The organism is Neobacillus piezotolerans, assembly GCF_003362805.1.
GTDB lineage: Bacteria > Bacillota > Bacilli > Bacillales > Cytobacillaceae > Bacillus_D > Bacillus_D piezotolerans.
In genome coordinates this window covers 769,933-791,295 of sequence record NZ_QNQT01000002.1, presented here as the reverse complement: position 1 = coordinate 791,295, position 21,363 = coordinate 769,933, and the positions used below count along the sequence as shown (strand labels likewise).

General features: G+C 45.6%; 20 protein-coding genes. 8 read left to right on the top strand and 12 right to left on the bottom strand.

Annotated elements, in window-relative coordinates; genetic code table 11:
- Positions 1–106 precede the first annotated feature (106 nt).
- Positions 107–625 carry an ECF transporter S component gene (locus DRW41_RS09000; protein ID WP_115451608.1) on the bottom strand — a complete coding sequence of 173 codons (519 nt, stop codon included), beginning with the start codon at positions 623–625 and terminating at the stop codon, positions 107–109.
- Positions 626–751: 126 nt separating this feature from the next.
- Here DRW41_RS09000 and pdxR point away from each other — a divergent pair, with 126 nt between their 5' ends.
- Entirely contained in the window at positions 752–2,161 is a 1,410-nt protein-coding gene (gene pdxR, locus DRW41_RS08995; protein WP_115451607.1) for a MocR-like pyridoxine biosynthesis transcription factor PdxR, read from the top strand.
- A gap of 100 nt (positions 2,162–2,261) precedes the next feature.
- A complete protein-coding gene (locus DRW41_RS08990; protein ID WP_115451606.1) occupies positions 2,262–2,729 on the top strand; it encodes a hypothetical protein in 468 nt (155 codons plus the stop codon).
- Between the two features lie 113 nt (positions 2,730–2,842).
- On the opposite strand, the gene ppsA is transcribed toward DRW41_RS08990, so the two are convergent.
- From ppsA to DRW41_RS08970, 4 genes are all read right to left on the bottom strand, one after another.
- Positions 2,843–5,449, bottom strand: coding sequence for a phosphoenolpyruvate synthase (ppsA, locus tag DRW41_RS08985; RefSeq protein ID WP_115451605.1), 2,607 nt, complete (start codon positions 5,447–5,449; stop codon positions 2,843–2,845).
- A gap of 302 nt (positions 5,450–5,751) precedes the next feature.
- Complete coding sequence (locus tag DRW41_RS08980; RefSeq protein ID WP_115451604.1) at positions 5,752–7,536, bottom strand: acyl-CoA dehydrogenase FadE; 1,785 nt, start codon at positions 7,534–7,536, stop codon at positions 5,752–5,754.
- A gap of 45 nt (positions 7,537–7,581) precedes the next feature.
- Positions 7,582–8,757, bottom strand: coding sequence for an acetyl-CoA C-acetyltransferase (locus tag DRW41_RS08975; RefSeq protein ID WP_115451603.1), 1,176 nt, complete (start codon positions 8,755–8,757; stop codon positions 7,582–7,584).
- Between the two features lie 349 nt (positions 8,758–9,106).
- Positions 9,107–11,482 carry a 3-hydroxyacyl-CoA dehydrogenase/enoyl-CoA hydratase family protein gene (locus DRW41_RS08970; RefSeq protein ID WP_115451602.1) on the bottom strand — a complete coding sequence of 792 codons (2,376 nt, stop codon included), beginning with the start codon at positions 11,480–11,482 and terminating at the stop codon, positions 9,107–9,109.
- 383 nt (positions 11,483–11,865) lie between these two features.
- Between DRW41_RS08970 and DRW41_RS08965 the strand changes: the two genes are divergently transcribed.
- The 4 genes from DRW41_RS08965 to DRW41_RS08950 all read left to right on the top strand — a co-directional run bounded on the left by DRW41_RS08965 (position 11,866) and on the right by DRW41_RS08950 (position 15,284).
- On the top strand, positions 11,866–12,759 hold the full coding sequence (locus tag DRW41_RS08965) for an HD domain-containing phosphohydrolase (protein WP_115451601.1): 894 nt from the start codon (positions 11,866–11,868) through the stop codon (positions 12,757–12,759).
- Between the two features lie 20 nt (positions 12,760–12,779).
- On the top strand, positions 12,780–13,064 hold the full coding sequence (locus DRW41_RS08960; RefSeq protein ID WP_115451600.1) for an early set domain-containing protein: 285 nt from the start codon (positions 12,780–12,782) through the stop codon (positions 13,062–13,064).
- A 272-nt stretch (positions 13,065–13,336) separates the two neighbouring features.
- Positions 13,337–14,194 carry an SGNH/GDSL hydrolase family protein gene (locus DRW41_RS08955; protein WP_181884474.1) on the top strand — a complete coding sequence of 286 codons (858 nt, stop codon included), beginning with the start codon at positions 13,337–13,339 and terminating at the stop codon, positions 14,192–14,194.
- A 331-nt stretch (positions 14,195–14,525) separates the two neighbouring features.
- A complete protein-coding gene (locus DRW41_RS08950) occupies positions 14,526–15,284 on the top strand; it encodes a hypothetical protein (RefSeq protein WP_115451598.1) in 759 nt (252 codons plus the stop codon).
- A 129-nt stretch (positions 15,285–15,413) separates the two neighbouring features.
- Here DRW41_RS08950 and DRW41_RS08945 read toward each other — a convergent pair whose 3' ends face one another.
- Together DRW41_RS08945 and DRW41_RS08940 are read right to left on the bottom strand one after the other, a co-directional pair.
- On the bottom strand, positions 15,414–15,908 hold the full coding sequence (locus DRW41_RS08945; RefSeq protein ID WP_181884473.1) for a YfbM family protein: 495 nt from the start codon (positions 15,906–15,908) through the stop codon (positions 15,414–15,416).
- An 81-nt stretch (positions 15,909–15,989) separates the two neighbouring features.
- Entirely contained in the window at positions 15,990–16,583 is a 594-nt protein-coding gene (locus tag DRW41_RS08940; protein ID WP_142752203.1) for a hypothetical protein, read from the bottom strand.
- A 224-nt stretch (positions 16,584–16,807) separates the two neighbouring features.
- On the opposite strand from DRW41_RS08940, the gene DRW41_RS08935 reads away from it, so the two are divergent.
- Positions 16,808–17,380, top strand: a complete 573-nt coding sequence (locus DRW41_RS08935) for a hypothetical protein (RefSeq protein WP_115451595.1) — start codon at positions 16,808–16,810, stop codon at positions 17,378–17,380.
- Between the two features lie 215 nt (positions 17,381–17,595).
- Positions 17,596–18,012, top strand: a complete 417-nt coding sequence (locus tag DRW41_RS08930; protein ID WP_115451594.1) for an RDD family protein — start codon at positions 17,596–17,598, stop codon at positions 18,010–18,012.
- 265 nt (positions 18,013–18,277) lie between these two features.
- Here DRW41_RS08930 and DRW41_RS08925 read toward each other — a convergent pair whose 3' ends face one another.
- From DRW41_RS08925 to DRW41_RS08905, 5 genes are all read right to left on the bottom strand, one after another.
- Positions 18,278–19,297: an STAS domain-containing protein gene (locus DRW41_RS08925; RefSeq protein ID WP_115451593.1), complete on the bottom strand. Its 1,020-nt coding sequence runs from the start codon at positions 19,295–19,297 to the stop codon at positions 18,278–18,280.
- Between the two features lie 200 nt (positions 19,298–19,497).
- A complete protein-coding gene (locus tag DRW41_RS08920; protein ID WP_245959387.1) occupies positions 19,498–19,815 on the bottom strand; it encodes a DUF2187 family protein in 318 nt (105 codons plus the stop codon).
- 99 nt (positions 19,816–19,914) lie between these two features.
- Positions 19,915–20,340, bottom strand: coding sequence for a DUF1801 domain-containing protein (locus DRW41_RS08915; protein WP_115451591.1), 426 nt, complete (start codon positions 20,338–20,340; stop codon positions 19,915–19,917).
- A gap of 80 nt (positions 20,341–20,420) precedes the next feature.
- Positions 20,421–20,951 carry an SRPBCC domain-containing protein gene (locus DRW41_RS08910; RefSeq protein WP_115451590.1) on the bottom strand — a complete coding sequence of 177 codons (531 nt, stop codon included), beginning with the start codon at positions 20,949–20,951 and terminating at the stop codon, positions 20,421–20,423.
- Between the two features lie 45 nt (positions 20,952–20,996).
- The gene (locus DRW41_RS08905; RefSeq protein WP_115451589.1) at positions 20,997–21,323 is read right to left on the bottom strand and encodes an ArsR/SmtB family transcription factor; all 327 of its coding nucleotides are present in this window, start codon (positions 21,321–21,323) and stop codon (positions 20,997–20,999) included.
- Between the last annotated feature and the right edge of the window lie 40 nt (positions 21,324–21,363).

Sequence of the window (21,363 nt, the reverse complement as noted above, 5' to 3'; positions counted from 1 at the left end):
GATTGTTTTATTATTTCCACTGTCTACTTGACGGGGTGCAGTTCACTGCTTCATTTTGAACTTTTTATTCTTTTTGTGGCGCCAACAACATTGTCCGTTCTTCTTTTTACAATAGCTTTTTAAACCGCCCCGCAAGCGGAACTACGATGAGGCCGGCAATGACTACCTGCATGATGTTTCCTGGAATTGAACCGAATGGGATGACCCAGTTTCCGTAAAGGATGACCTCGGCAAAGTAATAGCCCACGACTTTGATGATCAACGCGACAACAACCGCTACTGTGTAAACAAGCACTCTTTTTCCAGGCATTTTTTCAGCAATAAGGCCAGCTACATATCCCATTGCTCCTACGATGATGAATGTAAACGGCGACCATGCCGCCCAGCCGGAGAGAATATCGAACATTCCCATTCCGAATGCGCCCGCAATGAAGCCCGTCTTTCTGCCATAAACGAATGCCGCGATAAAAAGTGGTACGTTCCCGAGATGGATCAGGCCTCCGTTCCCCATGATTGGAAGCTTAATGTTAATGAACATAGTCGCCACGAGGGTAAGAGCGATGAAAAGTGAATTGATCACCAAGGATCTTGTTTTTGTTGATGCAGGTGCTAACGTAGATTGCATATGAATACCCCTTTTTTGTGTAAATTTAAAACCCAATGATTGCTTGATATTTAGTATAATGAAAATTGACATTGTAAAAAGAGTCAACTTTTCAAAAAATCATGTGGTCAGTTAGGAGATTTGCAAATGGATATGCTCATCTTTGATTTGGATAAAAGTACGGCAAAGCCGTTGTATGAACAGCTTTATCACGGTATTAAACATGCCATTATCCATAAACAAATTGAAGTTGGAACGAAATTGCCTTCCAAAAAAAAATTAGCCGAATTTTTAAATATAAGCCAAACAACCATTGAAATCGCCTATGGACAGCTTGTCGCGGAGGGCTATCTCATCTCACGGCCCCGCGTCGGTTATTTTGTAGAAGAAATCGATGAATTGCCTTATATAGAAAAAGAGCTTTTGGACATTCCGGTCGAAAATGCTGTGGGCAGGACTTTTCAATATGACTTTCATCCTGGAAAAATCGATACGGACTCCTTCCCTTTTTCACATTGGCGCAAATACGCGAAAGATTTGTATGACAGCAGTTCAAAGGAGCTCTTGCAAATTGGGGAGCCTCAAGGGGAATACGCATTGCGGACCGAAATTACGAAGTATCTTTATCAATCGAGGGGGATTGTTTGCAAACCTGAGCAGATCGTCATTGGTTCGGGTACGGAGCAGCTGCTTCCAATCATTTTGAGATTGCTTGAAAATGATTCGGAATTCGCGCTTGAAAATCCCGGCTACTCCGCAATCCCAAGAATTGAATTGCAAAATAGGGCAATTCCAATCCCGGTCGATGAGGATGGATTAATGGTCGATGAGCTTGAAAAAACAAACGCGAATGTCGTTTACATCACGCCTTCCCACCAATTCCCAACCGGAGCTGTTTTATCCGCAACAAGGAGAACCCAGCTTTTGAAGTGGGCGGTAAAGGATGAAAAACGCTTCATTATTGAAGATGATTACGATAGTGAATTCCGTTATATCGGAAAGCCGATTCCCGCATTGCACGGCCTAGACCAAAACAATAAAGTCATTTATCTCAGCACATTTACAAAATCATTGATGCCTTCATTGCGTGTCGCTTATCTTGTATTGCCGTCGACATTGGTCCGCAAATACAAAGAGACGTTTAGCTATTACTCCGCAACCGTACCGAGATTCGATCAGCATATATTGGCCAACTTCATGAAAGATGGCTATTTTTCAAAGCACTTAAACCGGATGCGGAAAATTTACCGGAAGAAACACGATAAACTGACCCACACCTTTGAAACATATTACCCAAATGTCACAATAACTGGCGACCAGGCGGGCATGCATATTTTAATCTCTGTCCCTTCTCTAAAAAGTGAAGCGGAGTTAAAACAGATTGCCGCGGCAAACGGTATTGCCATCTACCCGGTAACCGATTACCTGTTAAAACCAATTTATTACCTCTATCCAACCTTTCTTTTTGGCTTTGGCGGAATTCCATTGGATGAAATTGAAACTGGGATTCATCGGTTAATGGAGTGCTGGGGGATTGCGAAACAGGTTTCCTATTAGCAGGAATGTGACAAAGCTATTCAGATTAAGTGATACTAGGATAAGTTCCCTTCGCCAATGCTTATTTATGGTAAAATTGTATATAGATAGGGGGGGTCGGATGAGAAAAAAAAGCCCAGTGGTTTTTATATTGAGTATACTTTTAATTATTTTCCTGATAGATAGATTCTCCGAAAAGAAAGTACGTATTACAATGAACGAGGATAATCAGATGCAAGCGATTGCTATTCAAAAGGGGATTGGAGACATTTTCTACGTAGAAAATAGAACAGTCAAAAATCCTCAAAAAGCAGAGGAAATCTTATCGATGGTTGAAGGCTTGGAAGTTAAGGAAGCCAAGGAAAAAGTTCGTATTGAGTCGCCAGATACGTATATGTTCAGCTTCCTTAAAGGAGACGATTCGGAGAGACGGAAAATGGTACCCTATTCTTTTTTTGTACTTGGCGACGGAACATTTGTCTTTACGCACGAGGATGTCGACAAGCCATTGGACAAGCCTCTTGTAACAACTTCGGAACACAAAGAATTGCTGGATGAAATAAGACAACAATTAAATTTGAATTTTTAATTTCATAAAGAAAACAACGCTCAAAACCCTAAAAAGTTCTGAGCGTTTTTCTTTTTAGACACCGTATTTTTTGGCTTCGATGAAGCGGTCGGCAGCTTGGCGCTTTTTGACAATTACACTATTTCGACATACCCCACTGTTCCATTAACGCGAATTCGTTGCCCATCTTTTATCATTTTAGTGGCATTTTCCACTCCAACAACTGCTGGTAAGCCATATTCTCGTGCGATAACTGCTCCATGTGTCATCAGCCCGCCAACCTCGGTGACCAGGCCTTTTATGGATACAAACAGTGGCGTCCAGCTTGGGTCCGTATACGAGGTGACCAATATATCTCCAGCTTCTAAATCAGCTTCTTCCATGTTTAAGATGACACGCGCTCTTCCCTCAATCACTCCGGAAGAAACAGGCAGGCCTGCAATCGCTTCTGCTGGGAGGTTTTCTCTTTTGTACTTACCGGAGAGTATTTCACCATCCGACGTGATTACACGTGGAGGTGTTAGTTTTTCATAAAATTTGTACTCATCTTTTCGATTGCCGATGACCTGGTAATCAAGCTTATTTGTGCGTACGGCTTCGCGAAGTTCTTCAAAAGTGAGATAGAATATATCTTCTTTTTCATGGATAACGCCCGCTTGTACGAGTTGTTCGGCTTCTTTCAATAAAGCCTGCTTATAAACGAAGTAGCGATTAACCATGCCGTATTTTGGATATTCCCGATAGCCGATGAAATTCCGGATTACGTCGATCATCCGCTTTGTTTCTTTGGATTTTTGTTCACCGTCCGGTAATTCCTTCAATCGTTCTACTAACTCTTGTTCTTTTTTCAAAGCCTCTTGCCGCCCGTGCTCGAAAATTCGATTGCTTGCATTAGGCTCAAAGTTTTTGATGTTACCTAGAATCATCGGCACAAGTGTAATTGGTTTTTCACTCCATCGTGTTCTAGTAATATCGATTTCCCCGGCACATCGCATTCCGTATTTGCTGAGATAAGCCATTATTGCGTCTTGGGCTTCCTGTCCACCATCATACTTAACCAATTCATCCAAAAAGTTATCATCTTTTACTTGTTGTAAATAATCTATTACTTCTGGATAAGGGCGGATCACATCCGCCACATCCAAAAGCGCCAGGCCCATTTCCGAAGTAATATTGTTTGGTACAGATTGCGAAAGCGTATCTGCTGCGTTTTTTTCACCTAACCATTCGTTCATTTTTTCATTGACCCATGCTGAAGCATTCATGGCAGACATAAATACAGCTGAACTTTGTGGGTCAAATAAAATCTTCTTTAATTCCTGGATATCTTCCAGGATGAAATCAAATAAATCTGATCCCGATTTTGTTTGAATGTGTTGTTTTAGCTCCTCTATGGATGTTTGACTGCGCTTAATCAGATCAGAAACGATAGTCGCGTCGTTTTCGATTTGTGCCAGACTATCTGTATTTCCCCTAATGGGACTCGGTCCTTTACTATCATTAGGTACCGATTTTATAAAATCTCCACGGTCAATAATGTTCATAAGTGCGTCTTTCATGAGTGGATCATGTTGTCCCATAGCATTTAATAAAATGTTTCTACTGACAGGTGAAGCCAGTCGATGTGTGACATCGACAAACAACCTTCCACCAGCCTTACGCATAGGGGCAGGTGTCGTTAATAGGAAAAAAGACAATCCCAATGGTTTCATGGCGTCTGTCATCATTTGCTGATGTCCGACAGATACATAAACGTGATTTTCCTCATCGTTCGCTTCAGGGATGGGGAAAAGAGTTGTGATTGGCCGACTCTGGACAATGTAAAAATTATCATCAACCAAACACCATTCGATATCTTGCGGGCAACCAAAATAAGCTTCGATTTGTCTTCCGATGCGTGCCAGTTGTAAAATTTGCTGTTCAGTGAGTGTTTGGGACTTTTGCAAATTTGGTTCAATCTGCTGCGTTTCTGTTCCGCCTTCTTTTAACGCATAGATAGCCAATTGTTTGGTTGCTATTCTCTTATCGACGACTTTATCTTCCTGGACTTTATAACAATCTGCAGATACCATACCAGAGACCAGTGCTTCTCCAAGCCCAAAGCTGGCATCGATTGATAGCAGCTTTCGGTTAGAGGTAATCGGATCAGCGGTAAATAAAATCCCTGAAGCCTGCGGGAAAACCATCCTTTGAACAATAACGGATATATACACTTGTCTTTGGTCAAATCCATTTTGCATCCGGTAGATTACCGCGCGGTCCGAAAATAGGGAAGCCCAACATTTGCTGATATGCTGTATGATTGCTTCTTTGCCGATGATATTTAAAAAGGTGTCTTGTTGACCAGCAAAGGAGGCATATGGCAAATCTTCAGCTGTCGCACTAGAACGCACTGCATAGGCATATTTATCACCAAGCTGGGAGAGATAGTGAGTAACTGCTTCCACAACATCGGAAGGGATTCCTGTTTCGATTATGTTTTGTCTAATCTTTCTGCTGATTTCACCAATTTGATCTCGATCTTCTACTTTTAGCATTGATAGTCGATCCAGCAAAGCATGATACGTTTCATTTTGTTCGATGGCTTTTTGAAATCCTTCAGTTGTAACACAAAATCCTTCTGGCACTCGTATTCCTTCGATTTTTGATAATTCCCCTAAATTTAACCCTTTTCCGCCAACGAGTAAAAGTTGATTTTGATTTTTTTCCATTTCCTGAAAACCGATAACCAAAGAACTCATTCTGCATCGCTCCCAACCATCAATGTCCCATTGATTTTAGCCGCATTCAGTAAAAATAAACAGTCTATTTTCAACTTTTTTTACATGTTATAATTATATCGGGAAGGGTTTAAAAAAATTGCTAAACCTAGTTAACTAATGCCCATGTTTACCTCTCGAAGCAGATCATATACCCTTTTAACCCACAAAGAATCGACTATAGTAGAATACAAACAATGGCATTTTTTCATTTTCATTCGGATTTTTAATCTCATAAAGAAAACAACGCTCAAAACTTTAAAAAGTTCTGAGCGTTTTTCTTTTTAGACAACGTATTTTTCGGCTTCGATGAGGCGCTCCGCGGCTTGGCGTTTTTTGGCGATGACGTTGATTGGCGTGTGGCGCGTGAATTTGCGGAGGGCCGACATGAGCATCCTCAAGGTATCGCCTTCCTCTGTGGCGACGAGTGTTTCTTTGGCGTGCTGCTCGATTTCGTTGAATGCTTCCTGGCAAAAGATTTGTGTGTACAGGAGTTTCTGCCTGGATTTTTCCAGGCCGGATTTGGCGATTGCCTTTTCGGTCCTGAGTACTGCCGATTCCATTGCATATGCGTTGGAAATGATGTCGGCGATATTGACGAGGATTTCCTGCTCCTGCTCAAGGGCTTTGCCATATTTTTGAGCAGCAAGGCCGGCGGCAAGGAGGCCGATTTTCTTCGCGTTCCTGACGAGGTGCTTTTCTTGCTCGAGCGGCTCATCACCCGGCTCTTCGGGCATCATCATCATGAGTTCTTCCTGAAGCTGCTGGGCTTTTTGGAAAAGCGGCAGCTCACCTTTCATCGCTTTTCGGATATAGGTGCCTGGCACGAGCAGGCGATTGATTTCGTTCGTGCCTTCGAAAATCCGGTTGATACGGGAGTCGCGGTAGGCACGCTCAATTTCGTATTCGGCCATGTAGCCGTAGCCGCCGTGGATTTGAACCCCTTCGTCAACGACATAGTCCAGCGTCTCGGTGCCGAAGACTTTGTTGAGTGAGCATTCGATTGCGTACTCGGCGATCGATTTAGCGACCTGAAGGCCGTCCTTCGCTTCGTCCGAGGTGAGGCGCCCCATCCGGTCCTCGAACAAGCCGACTGTCCGGTAGACGGAGCTTTCGGCAGCATAGATTTTCGAAGCCATCGTCGCGAATTTTTCCTTTGTCAGGTTGAATTGCGAAATTGGCGTTTTGAACTGTTGGCGCTGGTTCGCGTACTGGACGGTGATTTCAAAGGCGCGCTTGGCCCCTCCGACGACGCCGACGCCGAGCTTGTAGCGGCCAATATTCAAAATGTTAAAGGCGATGATGTGGCCGCGGCCCGCTTCACCGAGGAGGTTTTCTTTCGGAACTTGTGCGTCCTGGAGGATGAGCGTTCGGGTCGATGAACCTTTGATGCCCATCTTCTTTTCCTCAGCCCCAACTGAGACCCCCGGGAAGTCGCGCTCGACGATGAATGCCGAGAAGTGCTCTCCGTCAATTTTCGCATAGACGACGAAAACATCAGCGAAGGCCGAGTTTGTAATCCATTGTTTCTCGCCGTTCAGGACGTAGTGTGTTTCTTCGGCGTTCAGTTTGGCGGTTGTTTTCGCGCCGAGTGCATCGGATCCTGAGCCTGGCTCGGTCAGGGCGTAAGCGGCCAGCTTTTCACCGGTTGCGAGGTCGGGGAGGTACTTTTGCTTCTGGTCCTCGTTTCCGAAAAGGACGATTGGCAGTGAGCCAATTCCGACGTGGGCGCCGTGGGAAATCGAGAAACCTCCGGCACGGGCCATTTTTTCGGCGATGAGGGCGGAGCTGATTTTATCAAGCGCCAGTCCGCCGTATTCTTCAGGAACATCCGCTCCTAGGAGGCCGAGTTCGCCGGCTTGTTTGAGCAGCTTGACGGAGCGGTCGAACTCATGGTTTTCGATGTATTCAATTTGCGGCATGACCTCATTGTTAATGTACTCTTCTGTCGTTTTGGCAATCATTTTGTGCTCATCGGTAAAGTCTTCGGGGGTAAAGACACTGTCATACGGTACGTCCTCGATTAAAAAGCTTCCGCCTTTAATTGATTCGCCGAGCTGGTTGGTCATTGCGATTCCTCCGTTTCTTATTTGACGAGTTTGATTGGGTTCTACCTATAGCAGTTCAAATACGCCCGCAGCGCCCATGCCGCCGCCGATGCACATGGTGACGACGCCGAATTGCTCGTTGCGGCGCTTCAGTTCGTGGATGAGGGACAGCGTGAGTTTTGCGCCTGTGCAGCCAAGCGGGTGGCCGAGTGCGATTGCGCCGCCGTTCACGTTGACTTTGTCCTCATCAAGGTTCAGTTCGCGGATGACCTGGATGGCCTGGGAAGCGAATGCTTCATTAAGCTCGAACAGCGATATGTCGCTTACCTCGAGGCCGGCGAGCTTAAGCGCCTTTGGGATGGCGACGACAGGGCCGACGCCCATGATTTCCGGCGGCACTCCACCAACGGCGAACGACCTAAATTTCGCGAGCGGCTTTAGGCCCAGAGATTCTGCTTTTTCGCGTTCCATGACCATGACAGCGGCGGCTCCGTCGCTTGTTTGCGAGGCGTTTCCGGCTGTGACGGTTCCATTCAGGGCAAATGCCGGACGCAGTTTTGCCAGCGTATCGAGGTTCGTATCCGGGCGGACGCCTTCATCCTGTTCGAACTGGAACGTCTTTTCTTTCAGCTTGTTGTCGCTGCCGACCGAGCGAATGGTAACATCGACCGGGACGATTTCATCGTTGAACTTGCCTTCCTGGATGGCGCGGGCGGCGCGCTCATGGCTACGGACTGCGAATTCATCTTGGTCGCGGCGGGTGACGCCAAATTTCTCGGCGACTTTTTCCGCGGTGTGGCCCATGCTCATGTAATATTGCGGAGCCGTATCGGCAAGCTTTACATTCGGGCGGGTGATATGGCCCATCATCGGCACCATGCTCATCGACTCCGCTCCTCCTGCGAGAATCGTATCGGCATAGCCGAGCATAATCCGCTCTGCGGCGAAGGCGATTGACTGCAGGCCGGATGAGCAATAGCGGTTGATGGTGATGGCCGGGACTTCGTACGGGAGCCCGGCCAAGCCCGCGATGTTGCGCGCCATGTTCAGGCCCTGCTCCGCTTCCGGCATCGCGCAGCCGATAATGACATCATCTATGTTTCCTTCGTAATTGCCGGCCCGCTTCAAGGTTTCCTTGATGACGAGCGCGCCGAGGTCATCGGGGCGAACCTGGGCGAGCGAGCCCTTCTTCGCTTTTCCGACCGGGGTGCGGGCTCCGGCAACAATCACCGCTTCTCTCATTGGGTTCCCTCTCTTTCGTTCTATTGGTCTTGTAGACTAATGTTTATTGGATGAATCGTGGGATGAGTTCCCATCTTCATTCGGTTTGCAACCGGGTACCAGCTGTTACTGGTGTTTATCAGCGAATGTAATGTGTTTATCAGTATTTGGCGGTTGTTTATCATCATTCGTTGGTGGTTTATCAGTAAGTGAGCGCGGTTTATCAGTAATTGACCGCCGTTTATCAGTAAGTGGACACGGTTTATCAGTAATTGGCCGCCGTTTATCCGCATTTGCGGATAAATCCGTCCACTGTTTCACTTGTAAACTGGTTAAATTGTGAATGAGCGCAAATCGGTATGCCCCACGCTTAGTTCCTGAGCGGTTTGCCTTTTAGGAGCATGTGCTGCATGCGCTGCTGGGATTTTGGTTCGGCGAGGAGGCTTAGGAAGGCTTCCCGCTCCAGATCCAACAGGTATTGTTCGTCGACTTCGGTGCCGAATGGGACTTTTCCGCCGGCTAGTACGTAAGCGAGCTTTTTGGCGATTTTCATGTCGTGGTCGGAGATGTAGCCGGATAGCTGCATCGCTTGTGCGCCAAGGATGAGCGCGGCGTAGCCGGTTTCGCCGACGACCGGGATTTTCTTTCGGACTGGCGGTTTGTAGCCCTTTTCATGAAGGGCGAGGACCGCCTGCTTCGCATCGTAAATTTGGTGGTCCGGGTTGACGGAGATTCCGTCGGATGGCCGCAGGAAGTTGAGCTCGCTAGCTTCGGGGCCTGATGTTGAGACTTTTGCCATCGCAATTGTTTCAAATACTTTGGCCGCTACCTTCATAAGGTCGAAATCGACGCCTTTCGGGAGTGCGTTCAAGTATCTAAGATAAAGCTCCTTGTTACCCCCGCCTCCCGGGATGAGGCCGACGCCGACTTCGACGAGGCCCATGTATGTTTCCATCGATGCCTGGACGTGGGCGCACGGCAGGCTGACTTCGGTTCCGCCGCCGAGTGTCATCTGGAATGGCGCCGCGGCGACCGGCTTTCTTGAGTATTTGATTTTCATCATCGTGTTCTGGAACTGGCGGACGACCATGTCGAGGTCGAAGAAGTTTTCGTCCTGGGCTTCCATCAGGATCATTGCAATATTCGCGCCGACGCAGAAGTTCTTGCCCTGGTTGCCGATGACGAGCCCTTTGTAATTCCTTTCGACCTCGTCGATTGACCAGTTGATCATCTGAAGAATGTCCGGCCCGATCGCGTTGTTCTGCGAATGGAATTCGAGCAGCGCGACGCCGTCCCCGATGTCGATCAGACTTGCGCCGGAATTCTTTTTAATGACGCCCTTTTCCTCTTTGATTTGCTTCAGGTCGATAGCTTTTGGGTTTACTTCAAGTGGCCTGTATTCGCCGTTATGATAGTACGTATTATTTTTATAAAAAGAGGTGTGTCCGGCTGCGAGCATATCCTCGACCCATTGCGGAACTTGTACGCCCTGCTCCTTTATTTTCGCGGCAGCACGCTCGACGCCGATTGCGTCCCATGTTTCAAATGGACCCTTCTCCCACCCAAAGCCCCATTTCATTGCTCTGTCAATGGAAGGGATGTCGTCGGCAATTTTCCCAAGAAGTTCGGCGGAATAGAGCAGGACCGGGCTGAAAATGTTCCAGAGCAGCGTTCCGGCTCGGTCGTCTTTGGCGTAAACGAGCGCTTTCAATTTATTCGCTGAGCCTTTTTCCTGCTTCGCAAGCTCGGTGGCCTGCGTCTTTAGCTTCTTTCGCGGGCCATACTCGAGTGTATTCGGATCAAGTTCGAGAATGTCTTTTCCTTCTTTTTTAAAAAAGCCCTGGCCTGACTTGCTTCCGAGCCAGCCGTTTTCAAGCATTTTCAGCACAATCGGCGGGACGTCGAATACTTCCTTTTCGGCGCCTTCCGCCTGGTCATAGACGTTTTTCGCAACGTGGACGAACGTGTCGAGGCCGACAACGTCAAGCGTTCGGAATGTTGCTGATTTCGGGCGTCCGATGAGCGGGCCGGTGACGGAATCGACTTCGCCGACCGAGTAGCCGCCCTTCAGCATTTCCCTCAAGGTGACAAGCAATCCGTATGTGCCGATGCGGTTCGCGATGAAGTTCGGCGTGTCTTTCGCGATGACGACTCCTTTGCCGAGCATGTCTTCGCTGAACATTTTCATATAATTGAGGACTTCCGGGTCGGTGTGTTGGGTTGGGATGATTTCAAGCAATTTTAAGTAGCGCGGCGGGTTAAAGAAATGAGTGCCGAGGAAGTGCTTTTGAAAGTCCTCGGAACGGCCTTCCGCCATCGCTTCGACCGAAATGCCGGATGTGTTCGAGCTGACGATGCTGCCCGGTTTCCGGTACTGGTCTACTTTTTCAAAAACTTGCTTCTTTATATTGAGGTTTTCGGTGACGACTTCGATGATCCAGTCGGCTTCGTTGAGGCGGGCCAGGTCGTCTTCAAGATTGCCGGCTTCGATGAGGTTCAGGTTTTCTTTGACGGTAAGCGGCGCGGGCTTTTGCTTGAGCAGTTTTTGGAGCGCTTCGGATGCGATGCGGTTGCGGACTTGTTTGTCCTCGAGCGTCAGGCCCTTCGCCTTTTCGGCGTCGTTTGGCTCACGCGGGACGATATCGAGCAAGAGTGTCGGGATTCCGATGTTGGCGAGATGGGCGGCAATTCCCGAGCCCATCACCCCCGAGCCAAGCACAGCAGCCTTTTTAATCGGTTGAATCACAAGTGTCTCCCCCTTCGACAAAATTTGAATGAATACTCATTCATTTTTTCAGCAAAAAAAATTGCACTGGAAAAAAATGAGTTCTGCTACCTCTAATAATAAAATATTTTGAAAATTAGCGCAACAATTAAGCCAGCCGGATTGATTATTTAAGTGGTCCGCAATTTCATTATCAATTGGTATGTCCTGTTCTTCCTTTTTGCTTCGTGGAGAGTCGTTTTTGGCAGGCTATTTATGAACCGATATTTTTTGGTAATACCCCCTATTTTTACAATGTAAATGATGGTATTATAATCATTATTTGACATTTTTTTCGACAGTTATCTCCCCTTTTCTACATGGGTTTTTTTCGAAATTAAGAGGGTTTGGAAGTAGGGATTTGTATGAACATAGTGAAGAAAAATCCACTAAATAAATTGCTGATGAAAAATATGGAACTTTCGCTTCTTGCGTCCGGGGATGGAACGGAGGTTATCCTCCACAAGCTGTACGCGGGCGCGCGCTGGGCGATGGCCCCAGCGGATGACTGGACGGCTCTTGAGCATTTGACCGTTATGTCCGGACGGCTATTGATGACATCGTCGGCCGGGGAAGTTGTGCTTGGACGCGGCGATTCGGTGAATGCATGCCCGGTGAAGGAACATATGATTTTTACAGCCGAAACGGAAGTGGAATTTTTATACGTTACCTCTCAGCCACAGTTCCATTTTTACAGCAATTCGGTTAAGGATATGATGGACCTTGCCATCCGTGTGGAGGAGAAGGATGGCTATACGTCCAACCATTGCGACCGGATTAAGGAACTGTCCATGAAGCTCGGGAAAGTGATGGGAATGGATTCGGACGAGCTTTATATTATGAATTTGGCGGGGTTTTTGCATGATGTCGGCAAAGTGAAGGTTCCGGATGAAATTTTAAAAAAGCCCGGAAAGCTGACAAATGAAGAATATGACATTATCAAAATGCACACTGTCTGGGGAAGGGAAATTTTAACCGAAACGAATAATCCGGATTTAATCAAGGCGGGCGAAATTGTCGAGCAGCATCATGAGCGGTTTGACGGAAAGGGTTACCCCCATCAGCTGAATGGAGGCGGAATCCGGACCGAGGCCGCGATCATAACTGTAGTGGATGCGTTTGACGCGATGACGACTGACCGCGTATACCGGAAAGGGATGACTCACGATGAGGCTTTCGAGGAGTTGGCCCGCAATAAAGGCACCATGTTCCATCCGGATGTCATTGATGCGTTTTTTTCAATCTTAAAAGAGAGCTGACTTGAAAGGAGGTGATACACATGAAAAGACTGCTTATGGTTTTAACGCTGGCGTTCGCGCTGCAAACTTTGTTCACTGGTGCGGCAAGCGCTGCATACCTGAGCGGGTCCGACAAGACCATCTCTATTAATACCGGCCTTAAACTTCCTTCATTGAGTACTGGCGGTACGACTTTCCAGCTCCAGGAATCTGTACATAATACTCTAACTAATACGACAGGCGCAGAAGTCGACCACTACTACTACTGGATTGAAGTGGATGGCCAACAGGTTTTGGCTGTTGACCCTGCCAAGCCGATGTTTTAAAAATGTTAGACAGGATTCCGGCTCGCTGCATTTTAGAGTCTGGAACGAGGGACGGACCGGGGGGCTTCATTTTTAAAATAGAAGCCGTAATGCTAGAGACTAATCTCGGTACTTCAACACTTTGAATCATTCATTTGAGAAGGCTCTCGTAGTCTTCTTTTTTATTTATAGATATAGTTTTACCAGATGTGGAGTAAAGGCATAGGGCGCACTTGTAATTTTTTGTAAATGCATGTAATAATTGTAGTAATACAATGTTGGGGGAGTTTTGGGTGCAGAGGTTAATCCTTTTCTTTATTTTCCTGTCGCTGGCAGTTGTGCTTGGGTTTGGAGGTAATTACTACAATAAGAAAATCGAGGCCAAGGGTAAGGAATCATACATAGCTTACAAGAAAACGCTCCAGCAAGAGGAATTGGAAAAAAAGAAGGAAACGCAGGCCAAGCTGGAACGCCTGAATCCAAAAACAAATAAAAATCAGTCTGTGGTGGACTTCCTTCACTTCAACGCTTTAATGAAAGAGCGGGTTGCAATCTCCGTGATTGGGAGCAGTGTCGCGAAAGGCGATGGCGCAAGTTCAGTTTCAAAGGCATGGCCGAGTTTAGTAGAGAGCAAGATTCGGGGTGCGAACGAAGACCTTGGCAAGATTGCGATTAAAAATCATGGGGAAAGCGGCTGGACCACGCAGGACATTGTGGACCGTGACATCGTCAGCGCTGTGGTAAAGGATTACCCCGCCCTCGTTTTAATCGAAACGTCTCTTTTGCATAATCACGGAAAATCTTTTTCGATGGATGTAACCAAGGCGAATCTGAATGAAATTGCTTCTTCCCTGAAGGAAGCTTTGCCGAATGCCAGGCTTGTCTTTTTTTCAGCCTCCCCTTCCCCAGAAAAACTCAAGGAAGCCAATGCGCGGGGATACCGGTATGAGGACTACATCCGGAATACCGAGGAGCTCATCAAACAAAACGGCTGGGAATACTTCGACATGAATGAAGGAATCCAAAAATATTTGGATGACACCGGCGGAAAATTCAAAGATATGCTAAATGGAGATGGCGTCCTCATGAACGATGAGGGACAAAGAATTTGGGCTGAGGTGTTGTTTGGGTATATGTCGTTGGCGAAGTAAGCAAGGACGGTTCTTATTGTTCAGGCATGTCCCTAACAGAGTTCGATGGGTTGGATTCGGTGCTGGATCCCCAGCTTCATAGTCCCAGCTATAAAATTTGTTAAACCCTATTTAAAAAGACCTTTCGCCTCATTAACTTCGCTAAAAACCTTATTTAAGACAACCATTAAGAGCTTTCCCTGACAATCAGAGTTAGTCAACTCATCTGGGTTTGAGTGACTAACTTTTCGAATTATGGCCGGACTTAGTCACTCAACGGGGTTTGAACTGCTTCAAAGCTTCATCTGCATGGTAAAATTAAGTAAACGTTTTTTTGCGAGGAGGGGTTGGGTTGGTTCCACCAGATTCTTTGTTAAAGGTTTGGCGGTTGTTTGATGGTTTTCCGATGGAGACACTCACAAAGGCTTGGTTTTATAATCAACCATCGGGGCGCAGGCAGCGGACTGTTCGTGAGATGATCGAGCACAGAAACCAATTTGGCACGAGTGGAAATTGTTTCGATTTAGCTATTTGGCTTTTGCATGAATTGAAGGATGCAGGGATTGAAGCCCATGCGATTGGCTCTGACTTTGGCACCCCTGAAGCCCATGTCGGGGTTCTTGCGTATGTTGATGGATACCGCTATTTGTGCGACCTTGGGGATCAATGGATCCTCCCTATCTTGATCGACAGCTCAAGTTCGGATTTTATAACTGAACCTGTCTCCGGGTTTTTCCCCGCCGCGAACGTGCAAGTCTGCTCGGCGTCAACGGACTTTGAAATTACCTATCAACGCCCCAATGGGAAAATAAGCCGCCAGCAGTATTCTTTGAGTAAAATCACGGATGATGAGCTTTTTGAAGCCGGCCATTTTTCACAAAATTTATTAAGTCCCCCTTTATGCGAAATGCGGATTCACAGTGAGGATGAGGTCCAGCATTGGGAATTTTACAATTGGGCCAGCTTTCTAAGCACAAATGCCGGCTTATTTCATGACTCTCCGCTAACTTTAAATGAAGAATGGAGTGAACGCATTTATTCCAGGACAGGGATTAGCCCAGCTGTTGTTAATGAGGCGCTGGACCTTTACGCTTTTATTTTCAAAAAATAGGCATTAACTAATTTCAAATGGCTATGTTAGTTTAAAAAAGTGGAAGCCTTAATTAGAAAGGCTTCCTAAAATGATAGATGAAAAAAGATTTTCATCATTACTAATTCTATTTTTACAAAAAAACTGCCCTTATTGAATCAACAGCAGCATGCCTTCGTTGTTCTTTACCGCGGTTTCGTAGTAGCGGAGGAGGAAGTCGTAGTTGTCGACCAAATAATCCTTATCCTCTTCGGTCCACTTTTTGTTCATTGGGTAGATTCCATGTTCGCTTAACGTTTCGCGGTCAAAACGGCTGGCTAGTTCATCGGGCGAAATCTCTTTAAGTTCGTTGTAAATCTCCGCAACCTCGGAGGGTTCAAAATAACGTAGCGGTCCGTAGCCATAGTCTTCGCCGAGCTCATGCCCGCCAAGTACGGCCCGGCCAATATGCCCGCCCGTTGGCTGATCGATGTCTGCCACGCCGCTCAACAAAAAGTAGATGCCATGCCAAGATTTATCGATGTCGAGCTCAAGCTCCTCGATTTCTTCCATTTCGAAAATCAAGTCTGCCGCCTCGTCCGGATTTGATTTTAACCCCTGCAGCGCCTTGGGCGTTACCCTGAAAAAACTCGCAATCATTCCCATCATCCAACACTCCTCATGCTATCTTTCCCATAAGAATAGCATATTTTGAAGCGGTTTGAAGCAGGGCAATTCTACTGCCCCTCACAACTCATCGTAATTATCGGTTATCGTGACCTGGTTTGCCCGCAGCATATCCATTAATCCTGCGCGGAATGGAAGGACATTTTTATTATGCGGCAATTCAAAGACACGGTTATCCTTCGTGATGAATTGGTATGCTTTAGTTTTCGTATCGCCTTTTTCTTTAGCGTATATCTCTTTCACTTCTTTCATTTCATCCCATCGGAACGTTTCGATCGTTTTGTAGCTTTTCAGCTCATTGGAATGAATTCCTTCTTTGTCGAGGTAATAATAGTTCTCGATGCTGAACATAAAGAAAGGGATGCTTAGCGGGATAAACAAAAGCGACAGCCACTTGAGCTTACCGATTTCATATTTCTTTTTGGTTATCACGAGGACTAACAGGACAAGTGCTATCCACATCATTCCAACTCCGAACGTTACGTAAGATGATGGCGGCGCCTTGAAATACATTATCTCCTTCGTGTTGTAGAGCGATTCCTGGATGAGATAAACAAGAATAAAGGGCATAAATAAGCTTCCGATGAATAGCATGATGGAAATGGCCAGTATGTATTGCGAACTTTTTCTCTCAATACCTGAAAAATTTAACATGTTTCTGTCTCCTTTTGGTTGATTTGCTGCCGGCAAATAAGCCTCCTCACGGTGAAGTTTTGTACAATTCCGAATTATGGTAAAATTATAACATATATTACAGATTTTAAAATCTATTCCATGAATATACAAATCAGGATCCAGACCCCATTAAGGCTCCGCTTCTTTTCTTCGAAAAAAGAAATACTGACGCACCCCGTTTCACCCTATTTAGGAGGGATTGAATGATTAAAAAGTTATATGTTTTTGCTGTTTGTTTGGCTGTGGGGTTCTTTTTGATTACGGTTGGTTCATCAGTTAGCTATGCATGCAAGTGTGACGGGCAGCCGTCTGTCGGGGATGAGTTTGAAAAGTCGGCTGCGGTTTTCACAGGAAAAGTGATTGATATTAAGGAAGAAAAAGAGAGTGGTACTGACTCTCGGACTAAGAAGGTTCTTTTCGAGGTAAGCGGTACGTGGAAAGGGCTAACAGAGTCCCAGGTGCTTCTTGGATATTATCAAACTTCCTGCAGCATTGATTTTAAAAAAGGCAAAGAGTACTTGGTCTACGCCAAGGAAAATCCTGATTTTAAAAATAAAGCGGTTCTGACCTCTGAGGTTTGCAACAGGACCGTTGAAGTGGGAAAAGCCGGTGAGGATTTGGCATTCCTTGGCCAGGGTGATTCCCCAGTGAAGCAGGTGAATCTCCAGGAAGAGATGGAGCGGTCAGCGGCTTCCAGTTCGCTTCTTCTGTGGTCCCCGGTTTTGGGCGTTGCCGCGCTTGTTGGCCTGTTTATTTGGAAGGGAGCGAAAAATTGAATCCAGCACTACTTAAAGTGGTGAAGCATTGGATACGTCCCCTGCTTCAACTGCTGACATGCACCGTGCTTAGCTGGTAAGAACAAAGGCAATAAAAATGTAAATTACGCACTTTTTTAATTGTCCTTTCCGTAAACATCACAATTTGGATTGTCGCGGCGATTCAGGAAAACGGTATGTGAAATTTATAAAATCATAGGTTAGGAGCGATATGAATGAATTATTCCCCGGCAGGTTTTGGGTTGCGGTTTTTTGCGGATTTTATAGACTTTTTGCTTGTTTCTCTGCCGCTCGGTTTGTTGTTTGCCCTGTTAACAGGAGATGGTTTAACTAGCTTCGGGACAGGTTGGACATATAATTTGATTTATTTGCTCTATTTAACGCTTTTGCCCCTGGTCTGGAATGGCTATGTTGTAGGGAAGCGCATGATGAAGATTAGAATCATGCGCGTGGACGACGAGCCACTGACTTTTAAGAATATGATTCTACGTGAAGTTGTCGGAAAGTTCCTATTGTCCTCTGTAACTTTTGGGATTTCGGGCCTTGTGAGCTTGTTTATGGTAATTTTCCGTGAAGACAAACGGGCGATCCATGATTTCATTGGCGGGACGTACGTGGGGTATGAATATTAGGTGGTTCCTAAAAAGGAACATTGAGTTTTTCCCGTCCTTACTTTTACAAAATAAAACGCCCCAATCATAAGTATGACTATTTTTCTGGTAAATGTATTCGTTGTGGAAAAAAGAGAGTTCATTAAAAAACTATTTTGTTTTATGGAAAGGCAAAGAGGTTCCTTCTCTTTGCCTTTTATTTGTATTGTGTGTTTTTTCGTTGTGTAGATGAAGATACGTCCCTTGCTTTACTTTTGAAAAAACACCGCTTAGGAGTCCAGCAGTGTTAAATGATCTTCCTTCCGCTCTGCCCGAGCGCGTAGTGGATTCCGTGCTGAAGTGTCTGGAAGAAGTCGAATTTCTTAATGTCTGAAGCAGACTCTGCGAACATTTTTCCGAGTTTTGGTGAGACACCGACAAGGATTGTTTTTGTCCCTATCAGGTTCGCGGCGGCACCGACTTTTCCAATAAGTATGGCCACATAGGTTCCGGCGTCTGTATCAAGTCCTGTTAAATCCAGGATTAAATAGTTTGCTTTATAGGAAGGAAGTTTGTTCAGCGTATTTACAAGCAGTTTTTCGGAGCGCTCTTCATCGTAATTGCCAATCAGGGGAACGACAACGATTCCTTCATGAACGGGTATTACAGGGGAGGATAATTTTTCAACGAGTGTTTTTAATTCTTTTGTTTTTTCATCCACGGCTTTCTCGAGTTGGCAGATAAGTTCGGATTCCTTTTTCCTTGCCAGCTGGTGGATGTTTTCCGAAACCGTAATATCGGAAGGGAAGTAGTTGATTTGTGTGTATGGCTCGCCTTCCATCTGGTCAAGCTCGACCTCGTACCAAATATTCGCGCCGAATATCGAAGTGAATACACCGGCAAAATGGGCAGGAATGAAGTTGCTTCCTTTCGTTTTTCCCTGCGCCAGGTTGATTTTGTATTCCCAGCCATCCTTAATCAGGACAGTTACTTTTTTCACCTCGTAGCACATATCAATAAATTCAACGGCGCCCCAACCCGCAACAGCGTAAATGTTCGATAGCGTTTTTGTGGCGTCCTCTAAATCCATTTCCTTATATATATCAAAATAATCGCCAACAACCATGCCCTGCCGGAAACCCGCTGCTTCAAAAACTAGGTTAGACGCTTCTTCCCCTGAAATTTCCTCAATGGTATCAAAGAAGGTTCTCATTGCCGAACTGATCCAAAACATCGCAACGTCGTCACCCTGGAACTGCAGTTTTCCTTTTTGAGTATCCCAGTTCAAATCGATCCCGGAAATAGTTAAGGCCCTCTTGTCCTCCAATGCAAAATCCCCTTTTCAAAAGAATGTCCTTGAATTATAAGTGTATAGGATATTCTCGCCACAGGAAAGTTTTTGGAAGCGCAACATAAAATCCCAGAAATAATTCGTGTGAACTTTCTAATGACTAACTAAATTAAAAAGTGCCAGCCATTTTAGCTGACACTTTATCCACTATTTGAACTTATGTAAATGGCCTCGTCCTATGCCGTTTCCGAAGAGGCTAAAATCGAGTAATTCGAATGCCTGACCACGGTTTTCGGTGTATCATAGCCCAATCTTTCAGCGAATTCTTTAGAAACCTCGACAATCACACTGCTGTCTCGTACAATTTCAACAATGCCTTCGCACGTGCAATCCTTACGCGTAAATGATATTTGATCACCAATTTTTGCTCGTTTTTTCGCCATAGAAATATCCCCTAACTCCTTTAAGAAATATTCAATGAATCCAGTTACCAATCTGGCTGGTCCATTTAGATTGTTATTCCCAACTAAAGCTGCAATAAACATAAAATCCATAGGGGATATTTGCCAACGGCTTTTTTACCATTTGTCGCGGCATTATTTGGCCTTGTAAAACCAGCGCAGCTGTTTTGTTAGGCAGTGGGGTGTTTCCAATTAACAAGTCGCCTTGATCCATTCGCTGATTACGGTTCTAAGCCCATCTTCCTTGGCCTTAATATCATCCTTCTCGGAAAATTTTACGATAGCCCGGTCATTTGCCTGCCACTCCAACAGTCCGGTGTGGTCCACAAACAGCGGTTCATTCTTCGCTTCCGGATTTACCTTTGCCCCGCAATGAAAAACGAGGCGGAAAAATCCTTTTCCTTTCAAGTTGAATGTTATTCGATCGTCATTATCAACAAGGTAGCTCGGCGCATTCCATTTAATCTGCTCTGTTATGCGGGTATCGGAACTCAGGATTATTTTCCGGACTTCCTCTATTTCCTCTTTAAGAGGATGCTGAAGTTTTCCCATAAATTCCTCAACCTGTTCGGGCCCCGTAAGCTTCTTTTTTACTGGTTTTTCCGATCCATTCTTCATATAATCACAACCTTTTATGTAAAATAATAGCGTTAACCAAATGAAGTTTGATTAACGCTAACGATGAAACCACTTTGGGCCTATTTCGATTGAAGTTCGGATAGATAATCGTCAAGTCTCTCGTATTGTGAAGAAACTCCTTGAACAGCACCCATATCGACCACTTTTTTAACAGCTTCGGCTGTTGAAAATTTCGAGCGGGAAATGATTTTGGTTTTGCCTTCCTCTTCTATGAACTCCATCGTGATAACCATTTCAGGCATTTCCGGGAGAACATTGTATTCAGTATCCGTAAAGAAATCGGTGTAAACGATTTTTTCCGGAACAACAATTTCATGATAAACCGCTTTAGCGCAGGATTTCATTCCAAAGAAGTCACCCTGGTTTTTATCAACACATGTCATACAGTATAACCAAACCCCATCTTCGTTAAAATCCAGCTCGGGAACTTCTGTCTCCCAACCCTTTGGCCCCCACCAAGCTGCCAGGTGAACAGGATCTGAAAAGACAGAGAAAACCAATTCCCGTGGTGCGTCGAAAACCCGCTCGATAATTAATTCCAAACCTTCGACCCTGGATGCCACCGCGTTTAAAGCTTTGTTTTCTGACATGTTGATTCCTCCCACTTTGTTTAGTGAATACTCAAGAGAATCCCCTTAGTTCCCATCTTGCAGCTTGCGCAAATACTCATCCAACCGGTCAAATCTTTCATCCCAGATGTGTTTAAATGATTCAACCCACTTATCAAGTTCCTGAAAAGGTTGTTGCTTAAGCCTATAAATCCGTTGATTCGCAACTGCTTTCACTTCTACCAGGCCAGCCTTATTCAGCACCCGAAGATGTTTGGATGTAGCCGGTTGGAGAAGGTTGAGCCGCTCCGCAATTTCCCCTACCGACAATGGTTTCTTACGCAAAAGCTCCACAATCTGTAACCTGTTGGGCTCAGCTAGTGCGGTTAAAATAGTTGAGATATGTTCGCCCATTAAGTTCTTTCTCCCTTCATTTACAATATTACCAAAAAGG

Bases quoted from the DNA above. Each gene is read 5' to 3' on its own strand.
- DRW41_RS09000 (WP_115451608.1), bottom strand. From the start codon at position 625: ATGCAATCTACGTTAGCACCTGCATCAACAAAAACAAGATCCTTGGTG.
- pdxR (WP_115451607.1), top strand. From the start codon at position 752: ATGGATATGCTCATCTTTGATTTGGATAAAAGTACGGCAAAGCCGTTG.
- DRW41_RS08990 (WP_115451606.1), top strand. From the start codon at position 2,262: ATGAGAAAAAAAAGCCCAGTGGTTTTTATATTGAGTATACTTTTAATT.
- ppsA (WP_115451605.1), bottom strand. From the start codon at position 5,449: ATGAGTTCTTTGGTTATCGGTTTTCAGGAAATGGAAAAAAATCAAAAT.
- DRW41_RS08980 (WP_115451604.1), bottom strand. From the start codon at position 7,536: ATGACCAACCAGCTCGGCGAATCAATTAAAGGCGGAAGCTTTTTAATC.
- DRW41_RS08975 (WP_115451603.1), bottom strand. From the start codon at position 8,757: ATGAGAGAAGCGGTGATTGTTGCCGGAGCCCGCACCCCGGTCGGAAAA.
- DRW41_RS08965 (WP_115451601.1), top strand. From the start codon at position 11,866: ATGAACATAGTGAAGAAAAATCCACTAAATAAATTGCTGATGAAAAAT.
- DRW41_RS08960 (WP_115451600.1), top strand. From the start codon at position 12,780: ATGAAAAGACTGCTTATGGTTTTAACGCTGGCGTTCGCGCTGCAAACT.
- DRW41_RS08945 (WP_181884473.1), bottom strand. From the start codon at position 15,908: ATGGGAATGATTGCGAGTTTTTTCAGGGTAACGCCCAAGGCGCTGCAG.
- DRW41_RS08940 (WP_142752203.1), bottom strand. From the start codon at position 16,583: ATGTTAAATTTTTCAGGTATTGAGAGAAAAAGTTCGCAATACATACTG.
- DRW41_RS08935 (WP_115451595.1), top strand. From the start codon at position 16,808: ATGATTAAAAAGTTATATGTTTTTGCTGTTTGTTTGGCTGTGGGGTTC.
- DRW41_RS08930 (WP_115451594.1), top strand. From the start codon at position 17,596: ATGAATTATTCCCCGGCAGGTTTTGGGTTGCGGTTTTTTGCGGATTTT.
- DRW41_RS08920 (WP_245959387.1), bottom strand. From the start codon at position 19,815: ATGGATTTTATGTTTATTGCAGCTTTAGTTGGGAATAACAATCTAAAT.
- DRW41_RS08915 (WP_115451591.1), bottom strand. From the start codon at position 20,340: ATGAAGAATGGATCGGAAAAACCAGTAAAAAAGAAGCTTACGGGGCCC.
- DRW41_RS08910 (WP_115451590.1), bottom strand. From the start codon at position 20,951: ATGTCAGAAAACAAAGCTTTAAACGCGGTGGCATCCAGGGTCGAAGGT.
- DRW41_RS08905 (WP_115451589.1), bottom strand. From the start codon at position 21,323: ATGGGCGAACATATCTCAACTATTTTAACCGCACTAGCTGAGCCCAAC.